Annotated in this window: 18 protein-coding genes, 1 rRNA gene and 1 riboswitch; of the genes, 15 read left to right on the top strand and 4 right to left on the bottom strand. The window is 63.6% G+C overall.

Going from position 1 to position 22,177, the window contains the following annotated elements:
* Positions 1-330: 330 nt before the first annotated feature.
* From cobT to bluB, 14 genes are all read left to right on the top strand, one after another.
* Positions 331-1,365, top strand: a complete 1,035-nt coding sequence (gene cobT / locus KVP70_RS32250; RefSeq protein ID WP_217946497.1) for a nicotinate-nucleotide--dimethylbenzimidazole phosphoribosyltransferase — start codon at positions 331-333, stop codon at positions 1,363-1,365.
* A gap of 5 nt (positions 1,366-1,370) precedes the next feature.
* A complete protein-coding gene (locus tag KVP70_RS32255) occupies positions 1,371-2,153 on the top strand; it encodes an adenosylcobinamide-GDP ribazoletransferase (protein WP_217946498.1) in 783 nt (260 codons plus the stop codon).
* Positions 2,154-2,157: 4 nt separating this feature from the next.
* Positions 2,158-2,709, top strand: coding sequence for a histidine phosphatase family protein (locus KVP70_RS32260; protein WP_217946499.1), 552 nt, complete (start codon positions 2,158-2,160; stop codon positions 2,707-2,709).
* 33 nt (positions 2,710-2,742) lie between these two features.
* A riboswitch (cobalamin riboswitch) is annotated at positions 2,743-2,964 on the top strand.
* A gap of 132 nt (positions 2,965-3,096) precedes the next feature.
* On the top strand, positions 3,097-4,947 hold the full coding sequence (locus KVP70_RS32265; protein ID WP_217946500.1) for a TonB-dependent receptor domain-containing protein: 1,851 nt from the start codon (positions 3,097-3,099) through the stop codon (positions 4,945-4,947).
* Positions 4,948-5,024: 77 nt separating this feature from the next.
* Entirely contained in the window at positions 5,025-6,047 is a 1,023-nt protein-coding gene (locus tag KVP70_RS32270; protein WP_217946501.1) for a FecCD family ABC transporter permease, read from the top strand.
* The gene (locus tag KVP70_RS32275; RefSeq protein ID WP_217946514.1) at positions 6,047-6,820 is read left to right on the top strand and encodes an ABC transporter ATP-binding protein; all 774 of its coding nucleotides are present in this window, start codon (positions 6,047-6,049) and stop codon (positions 6,818-6,820) included. Before KVP70_RS32270 ends, KVP70_RS32275 begins: the two co-directional genes overlap by 1 nt.
* Positions 6,817-7,455: a cob(I)yrinic acid a,c-diamide adenosyltransferase gene (cobO, locus tag KVP70_RS32280; protein ID WP_217946502.1), complete on the top strand. Its 639-nt coding sequence runs from the start codon at positions 6,817-6,819 to the stop codon at positions 7,453-7,455. The genes KVP70_RS32275 and cobO overlap by 4 nt, the downstream gene beginning before the upstream one ends.
* Positions 7,455-8,759: a cobyrinic acid a,c-diamide synthase CobB gene (locus KVP70_RS32285; RefSeq protein WP_217946503.1), complete on the top strand. Its 1,305-nt coding sequence runs from the start codon at positions 7,455-7,457 to the stop codon at positions 8,757-8,759. The genes cobO and KVP70_RS32285 overlap by 1 nt, the downstream gene beginning before the upstream one ends.
* Entirely contained in the window at positions 8,756-9,313 is a 558-nt protein-coding gene (gene cobU, locus KVP70_RS32290; protein ID WP_217946504.1) for a bifunctional adenosylcobinamide kinase/adenosylcobinamide-phosphate guanylyltransferase, read from the top strand. Before KVP70_RS32285 ends, cobU begins: the two co-directional genes overlap by 4 nt.
* Positions 9,307-10,269 (top strand): adenosylcobinamide-phosphate synthase CbiB, encoded by a 963-nt coding sequence (gene cbiB / locus KVP70_RS32295; protein WP_217946505.1) that lies wholly within the window; start codon positions 9,307-9,309, stop codon positions 10,267-10,269. Before cobU ends, cbiB begins: the two co-directional genes overlap by 7 nt.
* Positions 10,262-11,251, top strand: a complete 990-nt coding sequence (cobD, locus tag KVP70_RS32300) for a threonine-phosphate decarboxylase CobD (protein ID WP_217946506.1) — start codon at positions 10,262-10,264, stop codon at positions 11,249-11,251. Before cbiB ends, cobD begins: the two co-directional genes overlap by 8 nt.
* The gene (locus KVP70_RS32305; RefSeq protein WP_217946507.1) at positions 11,248-12,135 is read left to right on the top strand and encodes a cobalamin-binding protein; all 888 of its coding nucleotides are present in this window, start codon (positions 11,248-11,250) and stop codon (positions 12,133-12,135) included. The genes cobD and KVP70_RS32305 overlap by 4 nt, the downstream gene beginning before the upstream one ends.
* 1 nt (position 12,136) lies before the next feature.
* Positions 12,137-13,603: a cobyric acid synthase gene (locus tag KVP70_RS32310; protein ID WP_217946508.1), complete on the top strand. Its 1,467-nt coding sequence runs from the start codon at positions 12,137-12,139 to the stop codon at positions 13,601-13,603.
* Positions 13,600-14,268: a 5,6-dimethylbenzimidazole synthase gene (bluB, locus tag KVP70_RS32315; protein WP_217946509.1), complete on the top strand. Its 669-nt coding sequence runs from the start codon at positions 13,600-13,602 to the stop codon at positions 14,266-14,268. Before KVP70_RS32310 ends, bluB begins: the two co-directional genes overlap by 4 nt.
* On the opposite strand, the gene KVP70_RS32320 is transcribed toward bluB, so the two are convergent.
* Complete coding sequence (locus KVP70_RS32320) at positions 14,265-15,995, bottom strand: alkaline phosphatase D family protein (protein ID WP_217946510.1); 1,731 nt, start codon at positions 15,993-15,995, stop codon at positions 14,265-14,267. The genes bluB and KVP70_RS32320 overlap by 4 nt on opposite strands.
* 95 nt (positions 15,996-16,090) lie before the next feature.
* Between KVP70_RS32320 and KVP70_RS32325 the strand changes: the two genes are divergently transcribed.
* Complete coding sequence (locus KVP70_RS32325) at positions 16,091-17,494, top strand: DHA2 family efflux MFS transporter permease subunit (RefSeq protein ID WP_217946511.1); 1,404 nt, start codon at positions 16,091-16,093, stop codon at positions 17,492-17,494.
* Here KVP70_RS32325 and KVP70_RS32330 read toward each other — a convergent pair.
* From KVP70_RS32330 to rrf, 3 genes are all read right to left on the bottom strand, one after another.
* Positions 17,491-19,518, bottom strand: coding sequence for a beta strand repeat-containing protein (locus KVP70_RS32330; protein ID WP_217946512.1), 2,028 nt, complete (start codon positions 19,516-19,518; stop codon positions 17,491-17,493). The genes KVP70_RS32325 and KVP70_RS32330 overlap by 4 nt on opposite strands.
* 120 nt (positions 19,519-19,638) lie before the next feature.
* Positions 19,639-21,666 carry an esterase-like activity of phytase family protein gene (locus tag KVP70_RS32335; protein WP_217946513.1) on the bottom strand — a complete coding sequence of 676 codons (2,028 nt, stop codon included), beginning with the start codon at positions 21,664-21,666 and terminating at the stop codon, positions 19,639-19,641.
* A gap of 199 nt (positions 21,667-21,865) precedes the next feature.
* Positions 21,866-21,978: ribosomal RNA gene (gene rrf / locus KVP70_RS32340) — 5S ribosomal RNA — on the bottom strand.
* Positions 21,979-22,177: the final 199 nt, after the last annotated feature.

Here is a 22,177-nt window from a genome sequence, read left to right on the forward strand (position 1 = left end):
CGCCTATTTCATTACTTCTTGTGAACATTTGATATTTTAAGTATCAGCAGGACTAGCCTGCTGTGCACTTTCATCAAACGTCCACACTTATCGACTGTAAATTTTTAAAGAACTTCAATTCGGTACTACTTGCAACCGGCGACAAAGCGTTGTGTTTGTCAGTTGCGAAGAAGGAAGATTATGAGGCGTTTTCAGCATTTCGTCAACCTTCTTTTTCTCCGCTCTTCGCTGCATTTACATGCTGCGTTTTGCGGGGAGGCGAACTATAGCAAGAGCTGCCGCCGCTTGCAAGGGTAAAATACCGACTTCACCGATTTATAAGTCGCCCACATGTTCATTCCAACTATCCCTACTACCAAGAACGAGACGCTGGCCGCGCTGCTGGACAATGCCATCAACAATAAGACCAAGCCGCTGGGTAGTCTGGGCGTACTGGAATCACTGGCCAAACAAATCGGCCTGATACAGAACACGCGTGCACTCGCCATCACGCAGCCAGCCATCCTGGTGTTTGCGGCCGATCACGGCGTGGTCGCGGAAGGCATCTCCGCCTACCCGCAGGACGTGACCTGGCAGATGGTCGAGAACTTCCTCGCGCGCGGCGCCGCCATCAATGTCTTCGCCACGCAGACCAACTGCGAACTGTGCGTCATCGATGCCGGCGTCAATCACCACTTCGGGCCGCGCGACGGCCTGATCGACCGCAAGCTGGCGCCCGGCACCCGGAACTTCGCGCAGGAACCGGCGATGAGCCGCGCTACTTGCGAAGCCGCCCTGGCCGCTGGCATGGCCCTGGTCGCAGAACTGGACGGCAACGTGGTCGGCTTCGGCGAGATGGGCATCGGGAACACTACCGCCGCCGCCGCGTTGATGCACAAGCTGACCGGCATCCCTGTCGAGCAATGCGTGGGCGCTGGCACCGGCCTGTCCGCGGAAGGCGTCCTGCGCAAGCAACACGTGGTCGAAGCGGCAGTCGCCAAACACGCCGTCGCAGTCGAACCGCTGGACGTGCTGGCCACTTTCGGCGGCCTGGAAATCGCCATGATGACCGGCGCCATGTTGAAGGCGGCCGAGTTGCGCAAGATATTACTGATCGACGGCTTCATCGTCACCAGCGCGCTGCTGGTCGCCGCTCGCATGCAGCCGGACATCCTGGACTACTGCGTCTTCGCTCACTGCTCCGATGAAAGCGGCCACCAGCAAATGCTGGCCGCGCTGGGCGCAAAGCCGCTGTTGAACCTGGGCCTGCGTTTGGGCGAAGGCACCGGCTGCGCGCTGGCGCTGCCGCTGCTGCACGCGTCGGTCAACTTCCTGAACCAGATGGCCACGTTCGAGTCGGCCCATGTCAGCGAAAAGTCCGAGTAAGCGCCGTGCATCAACTACGTTTGTTCTTCACCGCGCTCCAGTTCTTCACCCGCCTGCCGATTCCCGCCTGGGTGGGTTTCGATCCTGCGTGGCTGAACCAGGCGTCACGTTATTTTCCAATGGTCGGCGTGGTGGTCGCGGCCATCACGGCCGGCGTCTACGCGCTGGCCGCAGTGTTCCTCCCCGCTCCGGTCGCAGTGCTGCTGTCGACGTCCGCCGGCATCTACGCCACCGGCGCCTTCCATGAAGACGGCTTTGCCGACATGTGCGACGGCTTCGGCGGCGGCATGACGCCCGAACGCGTACTGGACATCATGAAGGACTCACGCATCGGCGCTTACGGCGCCATTGGCATCATCTGCCTGCTGGCCACCAAGTGCGCGGCGCTATCGATGCTCCCGCCGTTGCAAGCGATTGCGGCGCTCTTCGTCGCCCATCCGCTGTCGAGATTAATGGCCACCTCGCTGATCTGGCGTCTCGACTACGCGCGCGCCGAAGGCAAGGCCAAGCCACTGGCGCAAAAGATGAGCACCGCCGAATTCGCACTTGCCGTCGCCACCGCAGCCATTCCCGCGCTGGCGATGATCTCCTGCGGGTGGCTGACGTGGCCCGCGCTGGCTGCGGGCATCCTCGCCGCCGCCATCGCCACCGCCTGGCTGGCCCACAAATTCGTCCGTCGCATTGCCGGCTATACCGGCGACTGCCTCGGTGCGGTGCAGCAGCTTAGCGAGGTGGCGTTCTACTTGTGCGTATTGGCCAGCATGCGCCACGGCGCCCTGCCCTGGTAACACTGTGCAGCTGATATTGGTCCGCCATCCGCAACCGCTGATCGCACCCGGCATCTGCTATGGCCGCAGCGATCTCGCCGTGGCGCCCGTGCAGCTGGCGCAAACGCTGGCCGCCTTGTCGACCACACTGCCCCAAGGCCTGCCTCTCTATAGCAGCCCGCTACAACGCTGCGCCACATTGGCGGCGCAACTGGCGGCGCCGCTGCGCTCCCCCGCACCGCTGCTGGACGCCCGCATCGCGGAGATCGATTTCGGTGACTGGGAACTGCGTCCCTGGGACGATATCGCGCGCGCCGACATCGATGCTTGGGCCGCGGACCTGGTCAACTACCACCCGGGCGGCGGAGAAAGCGTGCTGCAAATGGCCAGCCGCATCGCCGCCTTTTACGCCGACCTCCAGCGCCAGCAGCGCGACGCCGTCGTCATCTGTCACGCCGGCGCAATGCGTCTGCTGTCGGCCTGCCATGCCGGCCTGCCCCCTGCCGAAATGGCGCTGCAAGCCGCTCGCCATCCGCATCAAATCGCCTACGGCGCCACGCTGGTGCTGCAAAACTAAACCGCCGCCCCATGACCGCCGCCGCACAAACCCGTATAATGACCGGGTTTTGGTGCCCGCGCGTCTGTCCAGATGCGCAGTTAAACGGGAAACATGAAGCTCTGTATGAGTGCACGTGTGCTGCCCCCGCAACGGTAAGCAAGTGTCGCAGCTGATGCGCGACAAACCTCCTCTGACAAACCACTGTGCTCCGCATGGGAAGGTGAGGTGGTCTAACTTGCCAGCCCGGATACCGGCCAAATCAGGTGGAAGCGAGCGAACGGGATGTGCGCGAACGGATGGAGCCGACAACAACGGCTACGCAGCACGCATCTCTCAATTCTCCGCTTCTGTTCAATCTGGCCCACGGGGACGTCGGCCGGTTGCTATTAACAGAAAAACTACATCATGATCCTTCGTATCTCCTGCCCTGCGGCCCTGACGTCGCTGGCGCTGGCAATGGCCGCCTCCTATGCACACGCAGAACCAACCGCCGGCACCGTGCTGGTCACCGCCACCCGCAGCCCGCAGGCCCTGGCCGACGTGATCAGCGACAGCATCACCATCAGCGCCGAACAGATCGCCGAATCCGGCGCCGGCTCCATCGTCGACCTGCTGCAGCGCCAGCGCGGCATCGAGATCGCCCGCACCGGCGGCTCCGGCACCAACGCCACCGTGTTTATCCGCGGCGCCAACAGCAACCAGAACCTCGTGCTGGTCGACGGCGTGCGTATCGGCTCGTCGACCACCGGCGCCGCCAACTGGAGCGCCATTCCGCTCACCGCCATCGATCATATCGAAATCGTCTACGGCCCACTGAGCTCCCTGTACGGCGCCGACGCCATCGGCGGCGTGATCCAGATCTTCACCAAGAAGGGCAAGGGCGCGCCGGCGTTCACCGCCTTCGCCGGCTACGGCACCGACAACACCCGCGAAGGCGATGTATCGCTCTCCGGTGCCACCGGCGGTGAACACAGCATCAGCTATGCGATCAGCGCCGGCAAGGAAAAATCGGATGGCTTCTCGTCCACCCGTCCTGGCAACTTCTCCTACAACGCCGACAAAGATGGCTACGACCGCGAAAACGCAGCAGGTCAATTCAGCCTGCGCCTGGCCGAAGGCCATGAAATCGGTACGCTGCTCCTGCGGAGCAAACTGAAGTCCCAGTATGACAGCGGTTCCTCGTCCTACGATACGCGCTCGGCGGCAAAGCTCGAAAACGCCGCCATCTACAGCAAAAACCAGATCCTGCCGATCTGGCAAAGCCTGGTCCAGTATTCGCAGACCAAGGACGACGGCGCCAACTACAGCGGCCCCCTGGCATCGAACTACTCGCAGATCAATACCAAGCAAACCACCTTCACCTGGCAGAATGATGTGCAGATCGGCGCCGACGTACTGCAACTGCTGTACGACCATCGCAAGGAAGAAGTCGTGACCAACGGCTTCAAATTGGACAAGCCACAAAGGACCACCAACTCCCTCGCGGCCTCGTACAACGCCCGTCGCGGCGACAACCTGTTCAACGCCAGCGTGCGTCGCGATAAATCGCTCTACGGCTCGAAGAATACCGGCTCGCTAGGCTACGGCTACAACTTTACGCAAGCGCTGCGCGCCACCGCCAGCTACGGCACCAGCTTCCGCGCACCGACCTACAATGAACTGTACTACCCGTCCTACGGCAATCCAGCCAACAAACCGGAACTGGGCAAGAACGCCGAAATTGGCCTGCGCTACGACAGCGGCGCCACAGCGCTGAACGCCAGCTATTACCGCAACCGCTTGACCGACCTGCTGGTGAACACCACGCCATGTCCGTTCTCTGGTGCGAAGAGTGGCTGTGCCTACAACGTCAACCACGCGCTGCTTGAAGGCCTGACCATGGGCGCAAGCCAGCAGTTGGGCCGCGTCAATCTGGCCGCCACCATCGACCTGCAAGATCCAAAGGACGAAACCAGTAACAAACGCTTGCAGCGCCGCGCCAAAAAGCACGGTAATCTGATGGCCGACTACAGCGCCGGTGCACTGAAGGCCGGTGTGGAACTGGAATTGTCCGGCGACCGCTACGAAGACGCCGCCAACAGCAACCGCCTGGGCGGCTATGGCCTGGTCAATCTGTACGCGACCTACCACTTCAACCGCGACTGGTCGGCGCTGGTTCGCTGGAACAACATCGGCGACAAGCAGTATGACCTGGCCCGCAATTACGCCACGCCGATGTCCAAGCTGTTTGCCGGTATCCGCTACGGCTACAAGTAAGCGCTAATGGTGTAACCTGCCGGGCGTGGGGCGCAACCGCCGCGCGCCCGGCAGTCTCTCTTTTTTGAAAGCAGTGCATGCATTCTTTCTCCCGCAATCTGCGACAGCGCGCCGCCGTCACCCTGACAGGCTTGGTGCTGTTCGCGTTTGCCAGCCTGGTTTTCTCGGGCATGACCGGTTCGGTCTCCATACCCCTCTCCGATATTCCCGCGGCAGTCAGTGAGCTGCTGCATGGCCAAAGCCAGACATTGGCCTCCACCCTGCTCGACTTGCGCCTGAGCCGCGCGCTGACCGCCTTCGTCACCGGCGCCGCCCTGTCGCTGGCGGGCGTAATGATGCAGGCGTTGTTGCGCAACCCGCTGGCCGATCCCTATGTACTCGGCATTTCCGCCGGCGCGTCCGTCGGCGCCCTGGCCGCACTGCTGTTCGGCTGCGCCATCTGGATGGTGGACGCGTCGGCCTTCGGCGGCGCGGTCGCCGTCTCGATGATGCTGTACCTGCTGGCCCGGCGCGACCTGCGCGGCGGCGCGGCGGCCGAAGGCGGCACCGCCTTGCTGCTGCTGACCGGCGTGATCCTGTCGTCCGCCTGCATGGCGATGGTGACGCTGATGCTCTCCATCGCCCCTGAAAGCCGCTTGCGCAGCATGGTGTTCTGGATGATCGGCGACCTGGCCGGTGCGCCGATGCGCGCGCTGCCCTGGATCGTGCTGGCCGGCGGCCTGGTATTCGCCCTGCGCAGCGCCCGCTCCATGAACGTGATGGCGCTGCACGCCGAAGCCGCCGCCACGCTGGGCATCCGCGTCGGCGCTTTGCGCAAGGGCCTGTTCTTCGCGTCCGGACTGCTGACCGCCAGCGCCGTCACCAGCGCCGGCAGCGTCGGCTTCGTCGGCCTGATCGTGCCGCATGCGTGCCGCTTCGCAGTCGGCGCCGATCACCGCGTGCTGATCCCGGCGGCGGCGCTGGCCGGCGGCACCTTCCTGCTGCTGGCGGACACGCTGGCCCGCACCATCATCGCGCCGCAGCAGCTGCCAGTGGGCGTGCTGACTGCGCTGATCGGCGCGCCGGTCTTCCTGTACCAACTGCACCGTTTGCGCAAATGATGATCAGCACCCACAACCTCTCCCTGAAAATCGGCCAGCGCCAGCTGATAACGAATCTGAACTGGCAGGTACGCGAAGGCGAATGCTGGAGCGTCATAGGCCGCAACGGCGCCGGCAAGAGCACCCTGCTGAAAACCCTGGCCGGCCTGCGCAACCCGGACGCCGGCTACGTCGCCATCCAGCAGCGCGAGCTGCCCGATTGGCCACTGGCCGAGCTGGCGCGCCAGCGCGCTTTCCTGGCACAGAGCCGCAGCGACGCTTTCGCCTACAGCGTGATCGAAACCGTGCTGTCGGCGCGCCACCCCTACCATGGCAACCGCTATTGGGAAGGCAGCGACGACCACGCCATCGCGCTGAAATCGCTGGAAGCGATGGAAGTGGCCGACCTGGCCGAGCGCGATGTGCGCACCTTGTCCGGCGGCGAACGCCAACGCGTGGCCATCTCCGCCATGCTGGCGCAGGACACGCCGCTGCTGCTGCTCGACGAACCCGCCAATGCGCTGGACCTGGCGCACCAGGTCAGCGTCATGGGCCTGCTGGCGCGCCTGTGCCGCGAACAGGGCAAGACCGCTGTCATGATAGGACACGACCTGACGCTGGCGCACAGCGTCTCCACCCACGCGCTGCTGCTGATGGGCGACGGCCGCTGGCTGGCCGGCACCACGGCGGAGGTGATGCGGGCCGAGATCCTGGGCGACTACCTGGGCCACCCGATCGACATCATCCAGCACGGCAAACGCAGCATCTTCATCCCCAAAGAGGACTTTGCATGACCCAACAGAATACCGGCGACATCGACGAACAAACCGCAGCGTTGAACGAACGTCACCGCGTGCGCATGGAACGCAAAAAAGCCATCATCGACGCCAAGATCGCCGCCGCCGACAAGCAGATCGGCATCATCATCGTCAATACCGGCAACGGCAAGGGCAAGAGCTCCAGCGGCTTCGGCATGGCGATACGCGCCATGGGCCACGGCATGAAGGTCGGGGTGGTGCAGTTCATCAAGGGCGCGATGCAGACCGGCGAAGAGTTGTTCCTGCGCCGCTTCCCGGAGGAAGTCAGCTTCCACTCGATGGGCGAAGGCTATACCTGGGAAACCCAGAACCGCGAACGCGACATCGAAAAAGCGCAGCTGGCCTGGGAACAGGCGAAGCGCTTCCTGGCCGATCCCGACATCGGCCTGGTGGTATTCGACGAACTCAATATCGCCCTGAAGTACCGCTACCTGGACGTCGAAACCGTCATCAACGATTTGCTGGCGCGCCCGGCGATGCAGCATGTGGTCATCACCGGGCGCGGCGCGCCACCGGAGCTGATCGCCATCGCCGATACCGTCACCGAAATGGAAGTCGTCAAGCACGCCTTCAAGGCCGGCATCGGCGCCCAACTCGGAACCGAGTGGTAATGACGACGCACGTCGAAGTGAAGGCCCTGCTGGTGGCTGCTGTCGCCTCCGGACAGGGCAAGACCACGGTGACCGCCGCGCTGGCACGCAAACTGGCGCGCCAGGGCAAGCGCGTGCGCGTGTTCAAATGCGGCCCGGATTTCATCGACCCGATGCTGCTGGAACGCGCCAGCGGCGCGCCGGTGCGCTCGCTGGACCTGTGGATGGTCGGCCATGAGCTGTGCCGCAGCCAGCTGGCGCAAGCCGCCTCCGAAGCGGATGTGATCCTGATCGAAGGCGTCATGGGCCTGTATGACGGCACCCCGTCGTCGGCCGACCTGTCGCGCGAATTCGGCGTGCCGGTCATGGCGGTGATCGACGCCGGCGCCATGGCGCAAACCGCCGGCGCACTGGTCCACGGCCTGCGCGACTATGGCCCGGTGGAGATGGCGGGAGTGATCGCCAACCGCGTCGCCAGCGAAGGCCATGCCAAGATGGTAGCCGCGTCGCTGCGCGATATTCCGCTGTTTGCGACCTTGCCGCGACAGGCCAAGTCGCTGCCCGAGCGCCACCTCGGCCTGGTGCTGCCGGGCGAAGTCCTCGATATCGACCAACTGCTCGACAACCTGGCGGACCAGCTGGTGTTCGACGAAGCGGCCTGGGAGCGTTTGCGTCCGGTGCGCATCGAAATTCCGCCAGCGACGGCGCCGCAGGCACCGCTGCTGGCCGGCCACACCATCGCCATCGCCCGCGATCCAGCCTTCATGTTTATCTATCCGGCCAACCTGGATACGCTGCGCCAGCTGGGCGCGACGCTGAAATTCTTCTCGCCGCTGGCCGACGAAGCCATACCGGCCGAAGCGGACGCCGTGTACCTGCCGGGTGGCTATCCAGAACTGCATGCCGAAGCACTGTCGCAGGCCGGCGTATGGCAGGCGTCGATGCGCGCGGCTCATGCGGCCGGCACCCCCATTGTCGCCGAATGCGGCGGCATGATGGCGTTGGCCGACACCCTGGCCGACCAGGCGGGCGCGGTGTGGCCAATGGCCGGCTTGCTGCGTGGTGCAGTGGCGATGCAGGCGCGCCTGGCGGGCCTTGGATCACAGGGACTGCCGACGGAGCAAGGCGTCCTGCGTGGCCATACCTTCCACTACTCCAGGCTGGAGACAGCAGTGGCGCCAACGGCGTACACTATCAAGCATCCGTCGGCCGTGCAGGGTGAAGCCTGGTATCGCGTCGGTTCGCTGACGGCTTCATATTTTCACGCTTATTTCCCATCCAATCCGGCGGCGGTTGCCGCCCTGTTTTCTAGGAGCGCAGCATGACACGTACACTGGTTCTGGGGGGCGCACGCTCAGGCAAGAGCGGCTATGCCGATCGCCTGGCCATTGAATCGGGCAAGGAAGTCGTCTACATCGCTACGGCCACCGCCAGCGATGTCGAAATGACGGCGCGCATCGCACATCATCGCGCCGGCCGGCCCAGCGAATGGACCACCGTCGAAGAGCCGCTTGCACTTGGCAACCAGCTGCTGCGCTGGTCCTCGCCGGACCGTTTGATCCTGGTCGACTGCCTCACGCTATGGCTTAGCAACCTGCTGTTCAGCAGCGGCGAGACCTACCCGGAAGTTGGCGAAATCGCGCTGCCCGCGCTATTCCACGAGCAGCAGGACATGCTGGCCAGCGCGCTGACCAAGTGCACCAGCGACGTGGTGCTGGTATCGAACGAAGTCGGTATGGGCATCATGCCGTTCGGCGCGATCTCGCGCTGTTTTGTGGACGAACAGGGGCGACTGAACCAGGCCATGGCCGCCATATGCGACCGCGCGGTATTCGTCGCCGCCGGCCTGCCGCTGGTGTTAAAAGGGACGGCGTGCTGACAGGCTTGAGCTTCAGCGTCGTCGCCCTGCTGATGGTGGCGGGCGTGCTGCTCGACCTGATGCTGGGCGAAGCGCGCCGCTGGCATCCGCTGGTCGGCTTCGGCAACCTGGCGATGGCGCTGGAGCGCCGCCTCAACCGCGGCGGCCTGCGCTTCTGGCGCGGCGCGCTGGCCTGGATGCTGGCGGTTCTGCCGTTGACCGCACTTGCCGCGCTGCTGGTCCGGCTGCTGGGCGCCAATGGCGCGCTGCCGTGGATTGCACATGCCGTCATGCTTTATTTTTGCCTCGGCCTGCGCAGCCTGCGCGACCACAACCTGCCCATCGCGGACGCGCTGGCGCAAAGCGATCTACCCAACGCCCGCCTGCTGACCGCCCGCATTGTCAGCCGCGACACCACCAGCGCCAGCGAAATCGAACTGACCAAGGCCAGCGCCGAATCCCTGCTTGAAAACGGCAACGATGCCGTCTTCGGCACGCTGTTCTGGTTCATCGTCGCCGGCGGCCCTGGCGCGGTGCTGTTCCGCATGGCGAATACGCTCGATGCGATGTGGGGCTACCGCACTGCGCGGCTGCTGCAATTCGGCTGCAGCGCCGCCCGCATCGACGACGCCCTTAACTACATCCCCGCGCGCCTGACCGCCCTCTCCTACGTGCTATTGGCGCCCGGCCTGCAGGGAAAACTGCGCGCCTGGCAGTGCTGGCGCACGCAAGCCCCGGCCTGGAGCAGCCCGAATGCCGGTCCCGTAATGTCCAGCGGCGCCGGCGCGCTCGGCGTGCAGCTGGGCGGCGCCGCCATTTACGACGGCGAACTGGAACAGCGGCCACCGCTGGGCGAAGGTCAGCCCGCCACCGGCGCCGACATCAGCCGCGCATGGCGCCTGGTCGCGCGCACCACGGCGCTTTGGCTGACCATCGCCTGCGCCGCCGCAGCATGGATGGAGTGGGCACATGCTTGAACACGGCGGCAATCTGCGCGATGCCGCGCTGCGCTTCGGCCGCGACGACTGGCTCGACCTCTCGACCGGCATCAACCCGCACTGGTATCCCGCGCCTGCGCTGCCGGGCAATGCGTGGCACCGCCTGCCGGAAGCAGACCCCGAACTGGCGCGGGCCGCGGCAGCATACTATGGCGCGCCGTTGATGCTGCCGGTCGCTGGCACGCAAGCCGCCATCCAGGCCCTGCCCCGGCTGCGCAAGCCATCGCGCGTGACCGTCGCCGCACCATCGTATGCGGAGCATGCGCACCACTGGAACGACCACGGACACACGCTGACGCAAACGCCATATGAAGCGTTGGACGCGGCAGTGGCGCACAGCGACGTCATGGTCATCTGCAATCCCAACAACCCGACCGGCGCCAGCGTACCCGCCGCCCAATTGCTGCAATGGGCGGACCAGCTGGCGGCGCGCGGCGGCTGGCTGGTGGTCGACGAAGCCTTTGGCGACACTGCGCAGCACAATAGCGTGGCCGCGCACAGCGGACGTCCGGGCCTGATTGTTTTGCGCTCGGTCGGTAAGTTCTTCGGACTGGCAGGTATCCGGCTGGGCTTTGTGGCCGCGCACGAAGACCTGCTGCGGGAACTGGCGGACCTGTTGGGGCCATGGGCGGTGAGCGGCCCGGCACAGCACATCGCCCTCTCCGCGCTCAACGACCACGCCTGGCAGAAAAACACACTCCAGCAGCTTCTCGCGAGCGGCGAGCGCTTGCGGCAACTGCTGGCGGCGCACGACATCCGCTCGACCGGCACGGCGCTGTTCCAATGGTGGAGCGAAGACCGCGCGGAAGCCTTCTGGCAGCACATGGCGGAACGCGGCGTCTGGGTGCGGCTGTTCAAACATGCCGCACGCGGCATCCGCCTCGGCCTGCCGCCCGACGAAACGGGCTGGCAGCGGCTGAAGACGGCACTAAAAGAATGGAACAACAAGGAATCCACATGAACAAACTGACGATCAAACTACTGGCCAGCCTGGCGACATTGGCAATGGCCAGCAGCGCCAGCGCCGCCATCTCGGTGCGCGACGACGACGGCAACATCGTCACGCTGCAAAAGCCGGCGCAGCGCGTCATCGCCATGGCGCCGCACGTGACGGAGCTGCTGTACGCGGCCGGCGGCGGCGACAAGATCGTCGGCGCGGTCACCTATAGCGACTATCCGGAAGCGGCAAAAAAACTGCCTCGCATCGGCGACAACCGCCAGGTCGACATGGAGCGCGTCATCGCCATGAAGCCGGACCTGATCGTCATCTGGCTGCACGGCGCCTCCGAGCGCCAGATCGAAACGCTGCGCCAGTTGAACATACCGATGTTCCACAGCGAGCCGACAAAACTGGACGGCATCGCCGACAACGTGCAGCGCCTCGGCCAGTTGATGGGCACCGAAAGCGTCGCGCAGCCGGTCGCCGCCGAGATCCGCCAGCACTTCGCCGCGCTGGCCAAACAGTATGCCAACCGCCCGCCGGTGCGGATGTTCTACCAGGTGTGGGACAAACCGCTCTACACGCTCAACGGCACCTCCATCGTCAGCGACGCGATGCGCCTGTGTGGCGGCGTGAACATCTTCGCCGACCTGAAGGTGACGGCGCCCGTGGTCAGCAACGAAGCGGTGCTGCAAGCCGATCCCGAAGCGATCTTCGGCACCAGCGAGAAGAACTACGGCGGCGTGGGCCTGTGGCGTCCCTACACGACGATGAAGGCGGTCCGCAGCGACAACCTGTTCACCCTCGACGGCGAACTGCTCAATCGCGCCGGCCCGCGCATGGTCGCCGGCACCACCGCCCTGTGCGAAAAACTGGAACTGGTGCGACAGCGCCGCAAGAATTGATATGAGCTTTCCCTATGCGACCCTGATGGTTCAGGGCACCACATCCGACGCCGGCAAGAGCACTGTCGTTGCTGCCCTGTGCCGGCTGCTCAAGCGCCAAGGCGTGCGCGTGGCGCCGTTCAAGCCGCAGAACATGGCGCTCAACAGCGCCGTCACCGCCGATGGCGGCGAGATCGGCCGCGCCCAGGCGCTGCAGGCCATCGCCGCCGGCGTGGCGCCGCATACCGACATGAACCCGGTGCTGCTTAAACCGTCGAGCGACATCGGCGCGCAAGTCATCATCCACGGCAAGGTGCGCGCCGAGATGAACGCGCGCGACTACCATCAATACAAGACCGTGGCGATGCAAGCGGTACTGGAATCGCACGCGCGCCTGCTGGCGCAGTACGACAGCGTGATCGTCGAAGGCGCAGGCAGCCCGGCGGAGATCAACCTGCGCGACCGCGACATCGCCAACATGGGTTTCGCCGAAAAAGTCGATTGCCCGGTGATACTGGTGGCGGACATCGACCGTGGCGGCGTGTTCGCGCACATCGTCGGCACGCTGTCCTGTTTATCGGAGAGCGAACGCGCCCGTACCATCGGCTTTGTCATCAATCGCTTCCGGGGCGACATCAAGCTGCTGGAGCCGGGCCTGGAGTGGCTGGAGCAGCAAACCGGCAAGCCGGTGCTGGCGGTACTGCCGTATCTGCACGGCCTGTTCCTCGACGCCGAGGATGCGGTGCAGCCGGTGCAGGCTTCGCGCGGCGCCTTCCGCGTAGTGGTCCCGAGCCTGCCGCGCATGAGCAACCACACCGATTTCGACGCCCTGCGCGCACATCCGGACGTGGACCTGCACTTCGTGCGCCAGGGCGAGCCGATACCGGCGGCCGATCTGGTCATCCTCCCCGGCAGCAAGAACACGCGCGGCGATCTCGAATGGCTGCGCGCCCAGGGATGGCCGGAACAGATCAGCCGCCACCTGCGCTACGGCGGCAAGGTGATCGGCGTCTGCGGCGGCTTCCAAATGTTGGGCCGAAACGTGACCGATCCGCTGGGCATGGAAGGCCCGGCCGGCACGTCGCCCGCGCTCGGACTGCTCGACATGAACACCGAAATGACGGCCGACAAACGGCTGGTGCAGGTACAGGGCGTATGCGCCTTCGACGAAGAAAGTGCCAGAGTCAGCGGCTACGAAATCCACATGGGTACCTCGACCGGCAGCGCGCTCCAAACGCCGGCCTTCACCATCGACGGCCGCCCCGAAGGCGCGATCTCGGCGGACGGCCAGATCCTCGGCACCTATTTGCATGGCCTGTTCGATACGCCGCAAGCCAACAGCGCGCTGCTGCGTTGGGCCGGCCTGCACACGCAGAACACGGTGGACACCAGCGCACTGCGGGAGGCGAGCCTGGACCGCATCGCCGACGCCACCCAGCCGCTGATGGACGCTTTGCTTGCATTGCACGACAAGGAGACATCCGCATGAACACCACCAGCCCACACGCCTTCTCACCCGCCGAAATCGAAGGCGTCTACCGCGCCATCCGTGAGCGGCGCGACGTCCGCCATTTCAAGCCAGGCCCGCTGGAACCGGGGCAGCTGGAACGCTTTATCGGAGCCGCCCATAATGGTCCCAGCGTCGGCCTGATGCAACCATGGCGCTTCATCCGCATCTCCACTCCGGCGTTGCGCGCGCAGATCCACAAACACGTGAACGAGGAACGCATCAAGACCGCCGAAGCGCTGGGCAAACGCGCCGAAGAATTCATGCAGCTCAAGGTGGAAGGCATACTGGCGTGCGCCGAAGTGCTGGTGGTCGGCCTGATCGACAAGCGCGATCAATATGTATTTGGCCGCCGCACCATGCCGGAGATGGACCTGGCGTCCGCGGCCTGCGCGCTTCAGAACTTCTGGCTGGCCGCGCGCGCGGAAGGCATAGGCGCCGGTTGGGTGTCGATGTTCGATCCGCAGCAGATGCGCGATATCTGCGGCATGCCGGATGGCAGCCAGCCGATTGCCGTGCTATGCGTCGGCCACGTGCACGAGTTCTACACCGCGCCGATGCTGGAGCTCGAAAAATGGGACCAGCGCCGGCCGCTGTCCGACATCATGTTCGAAGACCGCTGGGACAATCCCGCAAGCGCAGCTTAAGCTCCGCTGCATTCCTCGATCTTGCGGTTGCCCGGTCCCGGCAAGGTGCGCAGGCTGCGCTCTGTCGCGACTATGAACTCGCGCTTGAAGACCGTGTCGACGAAACGCCAGTCGCAGCGAACCTGCTCGTGGCTGGCGGTGACGATCATATAGCCACGCTTGCTGGTCTGCGCGTAGTACAGCGGTTCGATCAAATCCACCATCATGCTTGCCACATCCTCGGGATCCCGATCCGGGTATGCGCCCTCCATTCCCGGCGATGACACCGATGCCGTCGCGAACTCCACGCCAACCTGGCTTCCCTGCGCATCGTGCAGATCGCTAGCCCAGGCGTTGTGCGTGTCGCCGGCCAGTACCACCATGTTCTTGCGATGGCGCTGCATCATGGCGAACACCAGCTCGCGGTCGTTCTGGTAGCCGTCCCACGAATCCATGTAGCACGGCAGCGTCGATGCGGACAGCCAGCGCTTTTCCGGGCCGCTGACGCAGGAGGGATCGGCGGCGGCACGCTTCTTCAGCGCCGAATAATCCGTGCAATTGCATTCACCCATAGCGACTGCGGTCGGATACTCCATGCGCGCCATCAGCACCTGCTGGCCCAGCATCTGCCAGCGCGCATTGGAATCCTTGACCTGACGTTCCAGCCACGCCATCTGGTCGGCACCCATCATCTGCCGGCGCGGCGAACATACGTCGTGCTTGTACTTCTCGACATCGAAACGCTGATGCTCGTCGTAGTAGGACGACATCATCAACTGCTGGTCGCGGCCGATCAGTCGCGTATCGAGCATGTGCAGCGACACCACGCCGCCGAAGTCGAAGGAGCGATAGATCTTCTCCGGCGTCGCTGGATCGGGGGCGCGGATCGGCATCCACTCGTGGTAAGCGGTCATGGCCGCCACCTTGCGCAAGGTGAAGGGGCCGAACTCGGAAGCCTTGTGCTCGGCCGAGCCGTCGCGCCAGGTGTCGTCGGCAAATTCGTGATCGTCCCACACGGCGATGAATGGCATCGCCGCGTGCACCGCCTGCAAGTCGGGGTCGGTGCGGTACTGTGCGTAGCGGCGGCGATAATCCTCCAGCCGCAGCAGCAACTCGCGCGGTTCGGACACCCGGCCCAGCGCCTCGGCATTGCCGCAGGCGTAACCGGTGCTTTCGTATTCGTAGATATAGTCGCCGATGTGCAGCGCGGCGTCGATATCGTCCTGGCGCGCTGCGTCGGCGTAGACGTTGAAGTAACCGGACGGATAATTCGAACAGGAGAACACCGCCAGCCGGACCTGGCGCACATCGCCACGCGGCAGCGTCTTGGTGCGTCCAATGGACGATTTCACCGTATCGACTGCGAACTGATAGTAGTAGACGTGGCCCGGCAGCAGGCCGGCGGCATCCACCTTGACGGTAAAGTCCCTCTGCGCCGACGTGCTGACGCTGCCATTGGCCACCACCGCCTGCATGGCCGGATCGGTGGCCATCTGCCAGCGCACGGCGATGTCGCCGCTTTCGTCGCTGCGGCGCGGCGTCACGCGGGTCCACAGTATCACCCGGTCGCCGAGCGGATCACCGCTGGCCACACCATGATCGAAGCCGGTTGCAGCGCCATCGCCGATGCTGGCTGCCGTGCTGCTGCAACCGCTCAAGCCTGCGCCTGCGCCAACGCCCAGCAAGGCGGTGGCGCCCATTTGACGGATAAACCCACGACGACCAGGGAACAGCGACTTAGCGTCCATATCAACTCCATCGGCCATTTCGATGAGCGCCAACTTACGCCCGCTTCATGACGGCCTAATGACCGCCCTGTGGCTTTTGTGTGACAATCGTGGGCATGACTACATCCGCCGCCAAGAACTACCTTCCGTGGGTGGTCGCTACCGCCCTGTTCATGGAGCAGCTGGACTCCACCATCGTCAATACGGCGATCCCCAGCATGGCGGCCAGCCTGCAAGTGACTCCCCTCAGTTTGAAAGCGGTCGTCACCAGCTACATCCTCAGCCTGGCGGTGTCGATCCCGATCAGCGGTTGGATGGCAGACCGGTTCGGCACCCGGCGCGTCTTCATGAGCGCCGTGGCGATCTTCACGGTGGCGTCGGTGCTGTGCGGCCTGTCGGTCAATTCGCCGATGCTGGTGGCGGCGCGGCTGCTGCAAGGCCTGGGCGCGGCGATGATGATGCCGGTCGGACGCCTGACCATCGTTCGCACCTTCCCCAAGTCCGAGCTGCTGGCGGCGATGAATTTCGTGATTATCCCGGCGCTGATCGGCCCCTTGCTCGGCCCCACGATCGGCGGCTTGATCGTGCACTGGCTGACGTGGCGGGACATCTTCTTCGTCAACGTGCCGGTCGGCGTGGTGGCGATCTTCCTCGCGCACCGCTACATGCCGGATTATCGCGGCGACGGCGCGCGGCCGCTGGACTTGGTCGGCCTTGTGCTGTTTGGCACCGGCGTGGCGCTGCTGTCATGGCTGCTGGAGATTTTCGGCGAACACCAGATCGATATCACGTCCGCGACGGTACTGCTGTTCATCGCTTGCAGCCTGCTGGCGGCTTACGTGTGGCACGCCAGGGATACGGCGTTTCCCTTGCTGCGACTGGCGTTGTTCAAGATACGCACCTTCCGCGTATCCGTGGTCGGCGGCTTCATCACGCGTATCGGCATCGGTGGCCTGCCCTTCCTGCTACCGCTGTTGTATCAACTGGGACTGGGACTGCCGGCATGGCAATCGGGTTTGCTGATGATGCCGTCCGCCGCAGCGGCCATGGGCATGAAGTTCATATCGGTGCGTCTGCTGAGCCGCTTCGGCTATCGCCAGGTCCTGACCGTCAACACGGTGTTGATCGGACTGACCATCAGCCTGTATTCATTCGTCCAGCTGGGAACCCCGCTGTACATGATCGTGATGATCAGTCTGTGCCTGGGTTTCTTCAATTCGCTGCAATTCTCCGCCATGAACAGCATCGCCTATGCCGACGTGGATAGCGTCGATTCCAGCATGGCCAGCACCATGGCAAGCTCGATGCAGCAGCTGTCGATGAGCTTTGGGCTGGCGACTGGCTCACTGGTCACCGGCTGGTTCCTGGGCGACCTGCCCCAATCGAACCGGCTGGCGCTCACCGGTGCGCTGCATCACGCTTTCCTGACGCTGGCGGTGCTCACCATCCTGTCTTCATTGACCTTCTGGTCATTGCGCCAGGAGGATGGCGAAAGCATCAGCAAAGGCAGTCCCGCTTAGCGCATTTGCTTGCGGCGGCGGGCCATGGCGCCCACCATCGCCAGGCCGGCAAACAGCATGGCATAGCTGGCTGGTTCTGGCACGGCCGTCACGCCGGTATAGGCGCCATCGAAGCGATAGCGCACCGCCAAGCCGTTGATGCTGGTGGCGCCCACCAGTTGCAGGAAGCCTGCGTCGGCGGTCACATCGCCCAGCAGGCGGAAGGCATACGCGCCCGATGCGGCCTCGGTGAACGACAGCGTCTTGCCGTTGACGACCGCGCCCAGGCCATTGAAGGTCAGCGACGAACCGCCGAGCAGCACCGACGAACTGTCCGTCAGCGACAGGCTGGCGAAAGTTTGACCGTTAGCGCCGCCGGCGTTGGTCAGCTGCAGCGTACCGCCGTTGAGCGTGAGGGCGCTGTTGGCCGACAGGCGATTCGCGCCGTCCAACACCAGCGTACCGCCACTCAGTTGGGTCGCGCCTTCATAAGTGCTCACACCCGACAGTGCCACGGTGCCGCTCATGATTTCAACGTTGCTGAAGTTGGAGATCGAACCGGCGTAAGCGAAGCTGTTGCCCGCGCCCGGATTGACCACCATTGTATTGCCGTTGCCCGTGCCGCCGTTAATGCTGCCGACGATGCTGCCACCGGTGATGGTCAGGCTGTTTTTACCGCCGCCCATCTCAATCGCCTTGCCGCTGCTGGCGCCGTTGATGAGGCCTGCATTGACGATGACAGTATTGTCGGCGCCGGTCTTGATGGCTGCGTTGACAGAACCGCCGCCCTGGATGGAGGCCCCAGCGTTGTTATAAATGGTGACGACATGGCTGCTGGCAGCACCCACGGTGACGATGGCAGAGTCGCTCTGCCCGCGTATCAGGCCGCCGAACTGGTTGGTGATGGTGGCGTTCCCGTACAGGCCTTCGCGACTGCCTGGCGAGCCGGCGATATCATTGCCCGCCAATGTGATACCGCGTCCAACGGCGTTGCTGTTCCCTGCGGAGACCAGTCCTTCAATGGTGCCGGAGTTGAAGATCACGCCGCCGCCCACACTCAAACCTTCGCTGAACGCCGGGCCATCGGCCAGCGCGCTGAAGGCGTTGGCCGAGCGGATGATGCCGGTGTTGGTGACGTTGGCGATGCCGTCGATATCCAAGCCGTCGCCGTCGCCCGTCACACCCATGCCGATAATGGTGCCGCGGTTGGTGATGGTGGCGATCTGCTTGCCGTTAAAGCCATCCAGGTTGACGCCCGAGCCGTTGCTGCCTCGGATAATGCCGCCCAACTCATTCGTGATGCTCATGGCGAAGGTCTGCGCCCCATCCTTCTGGCCACCGGTGATGCCGTGGCGGCCGCCGTCGATCAAGCCAGTTGCACCGTTGATGATGACCACACCGCTGTTGTTCTGGGCGTCGATGCCATCGCTGCCGCTGCCCGTCTTGGTGATCGAGACAATGGAACCGAAGTTGTTCACCACGCCGCCCGCGCCGGGACGCACCGAGTCCGCCTCCGATGCCTGAAGCAGTCCGTAGTTGTTCACGATGTTCGCGCCGCTGGAGATCGTGGAGAAATCCACCGCCTGCGATCCGCCTGCGCTGGCGTTTGACGAGATCATCGAACCGTAGTTGGTCAGAGTGACGCTGGCATTCGCCTTGTTCATCTGGATCACGTCGCCGTCGGCCGCTAGCATCTTCGCGGCCCGGTTGGTAGTGCTGCCGTTGATGATGGTCAGGCCGGTGACACCGGTGTTATCGCGTATCACGCGGCCGTTGCCGGTCTGGCTGATAAGGCCCTGGTTATCCAGTGTGGCGTTTTTGTCGGTGATGGTCACCGCCACCGCGCCGCCGCCGACAATCAACGAACCGCTGCTGGTAATGGTGCCGGTCTGGTTCTTGCCCAACAATTGCGCATCGGTGTTGGCATCACTCAGCGTGCCGGGAAAAACGATAACCGGATTGGCGGCCGAAACACTCAACGGCAGGGCTGCGGCGAGCAGCAAAAATTGAATGGCGGAGGAAGGTTTCGACAGCGCGATCGACATGGTGAGTCCCGGATAATGTGTGAGCAAACCTTCAATGTCCCATAATATTGTGACGCTGCCGTGACGCTGGACACCGCTCCGCGCTAAATCACTGGCGGGCCGACAGGCCCGCCCCCCGCATCAGAACGCGGTCAACGCTTTGGTGAACTTGATCAGCCACAGACGGCTTGGACGCTCCCTGTCCTCGCCACGTGCGACGCGAATCGTGTTCGCAGCATTGCAGCCGGCGGCCGTGCTGGTGATGATAACGCCCGCCGCATCGACGTTGCACTTGGTGACATCCGCATCGTCCACCACCACGCCAGCGGCGGTAAAGACCTTGGTTTTCATACCGAAGTCGTTATCGTTCGACAGTGCCAGCGTATTGCCGTCGATGATGGTCAGGCCTTCAGCCTTTTCCGCCTGCCAGCCGACCGCGTTCAAATCCAGCAGCAGCGTCTTCTTCAGCGTCGTCACTGATTTCCAGTCGGCGCCGTTGACCACCGCGCCGCCCATGCTGCTCTTTTCCAGATCGGAGGTCTTGACGTTGTAGCTCGCCGCGGCGATGTCGGTCGCCGCGCCTATCTCCACCAGCATCAATTTGTTGAACACTTTCCCGTTCGGCGCCGCCCCCTGTTCGATCACGATGAATTTGCCGTTCCCCAGCGCGACCAGGTCACCCAGCTTGGCATTGCCCGTGCGACCGTCCTGATAGTCGGCGGCGTCGAGTGGATACGCGTACATCTTGCCCGAGGTTCCAGTGTTTGGATCAAATTCCACCCAGCGCGTGAAGCGCGCGTAGCGTTCGATCGCTTCGCTCTTACCGGTCACCGAGTAGGTCGCGTTGCCATCGGTGAGTGGGCTTTGCAGGAAGCCGTGCAGCTTGTCGGTGCTGGTGTCCAGCGTCAGGCCCTCCATGCCGCGATTGGCACGGCGCTTCAGGAAGATGTCTGGCAGACCGCTGCCTGGCGCGTATTTGTTGAGGATGATGCCGGTCGCAGGATCGACCTTAACGATGAACGGGCCATATTCGTCGGAGATCCACAGCACGTTGCGCTTCTTGTCGACCACGATCGCTTCGGTATCCAGGCCACCGGCGTTGAAGGTGGCCTTGCTGCTGGCCTCGTACTTCATCGCGTCCATGACGGGCAGCTCGGACGAGTTACCCACTGCGCCAGGTGCGACCGGCAAGCCGGAAGCGTTGACGGTTGCAGAGACTTTGATCGACGTGGACGACGTCAGCACCGCGCCGGATTTGCCAACGGTGACCACGCCAAACGACGGCGTGAAACTCGGCGACGGGAATATCTTGGCGCCGGTGACACCGCCGCCGCTCAGCGCCGGCAGGTTTGGACCGTCGCCGTTCGGACCGCGGTCGGTCAGGCCGTAGAATTCCAGGTCGCCGTTGGCGTTGGTGCCCTTGAAGGCCAGCGACGAACCATAGGATGGCAGGAAGCCCAGCGGGAATTCTTCCTTGACCTTGGCGTTGCTGCCTTCATACGGCACATAGTAGCTGGCCGCTGCCTGTATCTGGTAGCGCGTAACATTGACGGCGACCGCGCCGAGCGGCGTGGTTTGGGAGAACGACTCGACGACTGGCGTGCCGACTTTGGAGGCCAGTGTATCTTCGAAGTGCTCGCGCACCAGCGCGCGGCGGCTGTCATCAATGGTGCGGGCGGCATACTTTGCGCCGGCGGCGGTCAGGTTGGCGCTCATCGCGGTGTTGAAGGCTGCGGCGTCGAGGGAGAAGTCGGCGCTCTTGGCGGCCAGCGCGGTTTTCACATCGGCGGAAATCTTGATGCCGTTCGATGGATCGCTGTCTTCGTCCAGCAATTGCAGTGCCAGCAGGCGGTTGACGACCTTGGCGTCCTTGACGTCGGTCACGCCGGCCAGTTGCAACGGCGTGATCGTGGCGGCGCAGGGCGCGCTGCCCAGCGCAACACCGCCGATGCTGAAGCTGACGGTATCGCCGGCATAGCAGGTGAACTCTCCCTTGGCCGAGGTACTGGCTTTCGCGGCGGCGCCGGCGACATAGTCCAGGTTCTCCACGGCCCCATCGAGGAAGACGCCGGTGATCGGCGTTTTGGCTGGCGCAGCCGTGTCGCTACTACCGCCGCAGCCGGCCAGCACGGAGAACACCGCGAGCGAAATCAGGGAAAAGTTTTTCATGCGTAGCGAGCCTCAGTTGAAAAAGAGGCAAGTGTAACTATCGTACGTTACGCGCTAATGACAGACGAAAAAAAGCCCCGACCAAATCATTGGAAGGGGCTTTTTAGTAGAGAAGCGCGGCAATGCCGCGCTGAGCAAATGGCCGTGGAATGCGAAAAACCCCACCAAGATCACTTGGTGGGGTTCTTCTATATAACTAGCCTGACGATAACCTACTTTCACACTGGTTGCAGCACTATCATCGGCGCAAAGTTGTTTCACGGTCCTGTTCGGGATGGGAAGGGGTGGGACCAACTTGCTATGGTCATCAGGCATTGACTTGTACGAGCGACGCTTTCAGCGACGCTCCGAATCTGGAGAAGTAAGTAAATGGGTAATGAAGTTGTTGTATCAACGAACGTTCCAACGTACTTCTTATTCACCATAACCTGCTAAGGTTATAGGGACAAGCCGTACGGGCAATTAGTATCAGTTAGCTTAATGCATTACTGCACTTCCACACCTGACCTAT

The sequence above is a fragment of the Duganella violaceipulchra genome, assembly GCF_019166075.1.
Taxonomy (GTDB): Bacteria; Pseudomonadota; Gammaproteobacteria; order Burkholderiales; family Burkholderiaceae_D; genus Rugamonas; species Rugamonas violaceipulchra.

What these genes read in the sequence shown, in the direction of transcription:
- cobT (WP_217946497.1), top strand. Translation starts at nt 331, where the DNA reads ATGTTCATTCCAACTATCCCTACTACCAAGAACGAGACGCTGGCCGCG.
- bluB (WP_217946509.1), top strand. Translation starts at nt 13,600, where the DNA reads ATGAACACCACCAGCCCACACGCCTTCTCACCCGCCGAAATCGAAGGC.
- cobU (WP_217946504.1), top strand. Translation starts at nt 8,756, where the DNA reads ATGACACGTACACTGGTTCTGGGGGGCGCACGCTCAGGCAAGAGCGGC.
- KVP70_RS32285 (WP_217946503.1), top strand. Translation starts at nt 7,455, where the DNA reads ATGACGACGCACGTCGAAGTGAAGGCCCTGCTGGTGGCTGCTGTCGCC.
- KVP70_RS32265 (WP_217946500.1), top strand. Translation starts at nt 3,097, where the DNA reads ATGATCCTTCGTATCTCCTGCCCTGCGGCCCTGACGTCGCTGGCGCTG.
- KVP70_RS32320 (WP_217946510.1), bottom strand. Translation starts at nt 15,995, where the DNA reads ATGGACGCTAAGTCGCTGTTCCCTGGTCGTCGTGGGTTTATCCGTCAA.
- KVP70_RS32310 (WP_217946508.1), top strand. Translation starts at nt 12,137, where the DNA reads ATGAGCTTTCCCTATGCGACCCTGATGGTTCAGGGCACCACATCCGAC.
- KVP70_RS32325 (WP_217946511.1), top strand. Translation starts at nt 16,091, where the DNA reads ATGACTACATCCGCCGCCAAGAACTACCTTCCGTGGGTGGTCGCTACC.
- cobD (WP_217946506.1), top strand. Translation starts at nt 10,262, where the DNA reads ATGCTTGAACACGGCGGCAATCTGCGCGATGCCGCGCTGCGCTTCGGC.
- KVP70_RS32270 (WP_217946501.1), top strand. Translation starts at nt 5,025, where the DNA reads ATGCATTCTTTCTCCCGCAATCTGCGACAGCGCGCCGCCGTCACCCTG.
- KVP70_RS32330 (WP_217946512.1), bottom strand. Translation starts at nt 19,518, where the DNA reads ATGTCGATCGCGCTGTCGAAACCTTCCTCCGCCATTCAATTTTTGCTG.
- cobO (WP_217946502.1), top strand. Translation starts at nt 6,817, where the DNA reads ATGACCCAACAGAATACCGGCGACATCGACGAACAAACCGCAGCGTTG.
- KVP70_RS32275 (WP_217946514.1), top strand. Translation starts at nt 6,047, where the DNA reads ATGATCAGCACCCACAACCTCTCCCTGAAAATCGGCCAGCGCCAGCTG.
- KVP70_RS32335 (WP_217946513.1), bottom strand. Translation starts at nt 21,666, where the DNA reads ATGAAAAACTTTTCCCTGATTTCGCTCGCGGTGTTCTCCGTGCTGGCC.
- KVP70_RS32305 (WP_217946507.1), top strand. Translation starts at nt 11,248, where the DNA reads ATGAACAAACTGACGATCAAACTACTGGCCAGCCTGGCGACATTGGCA.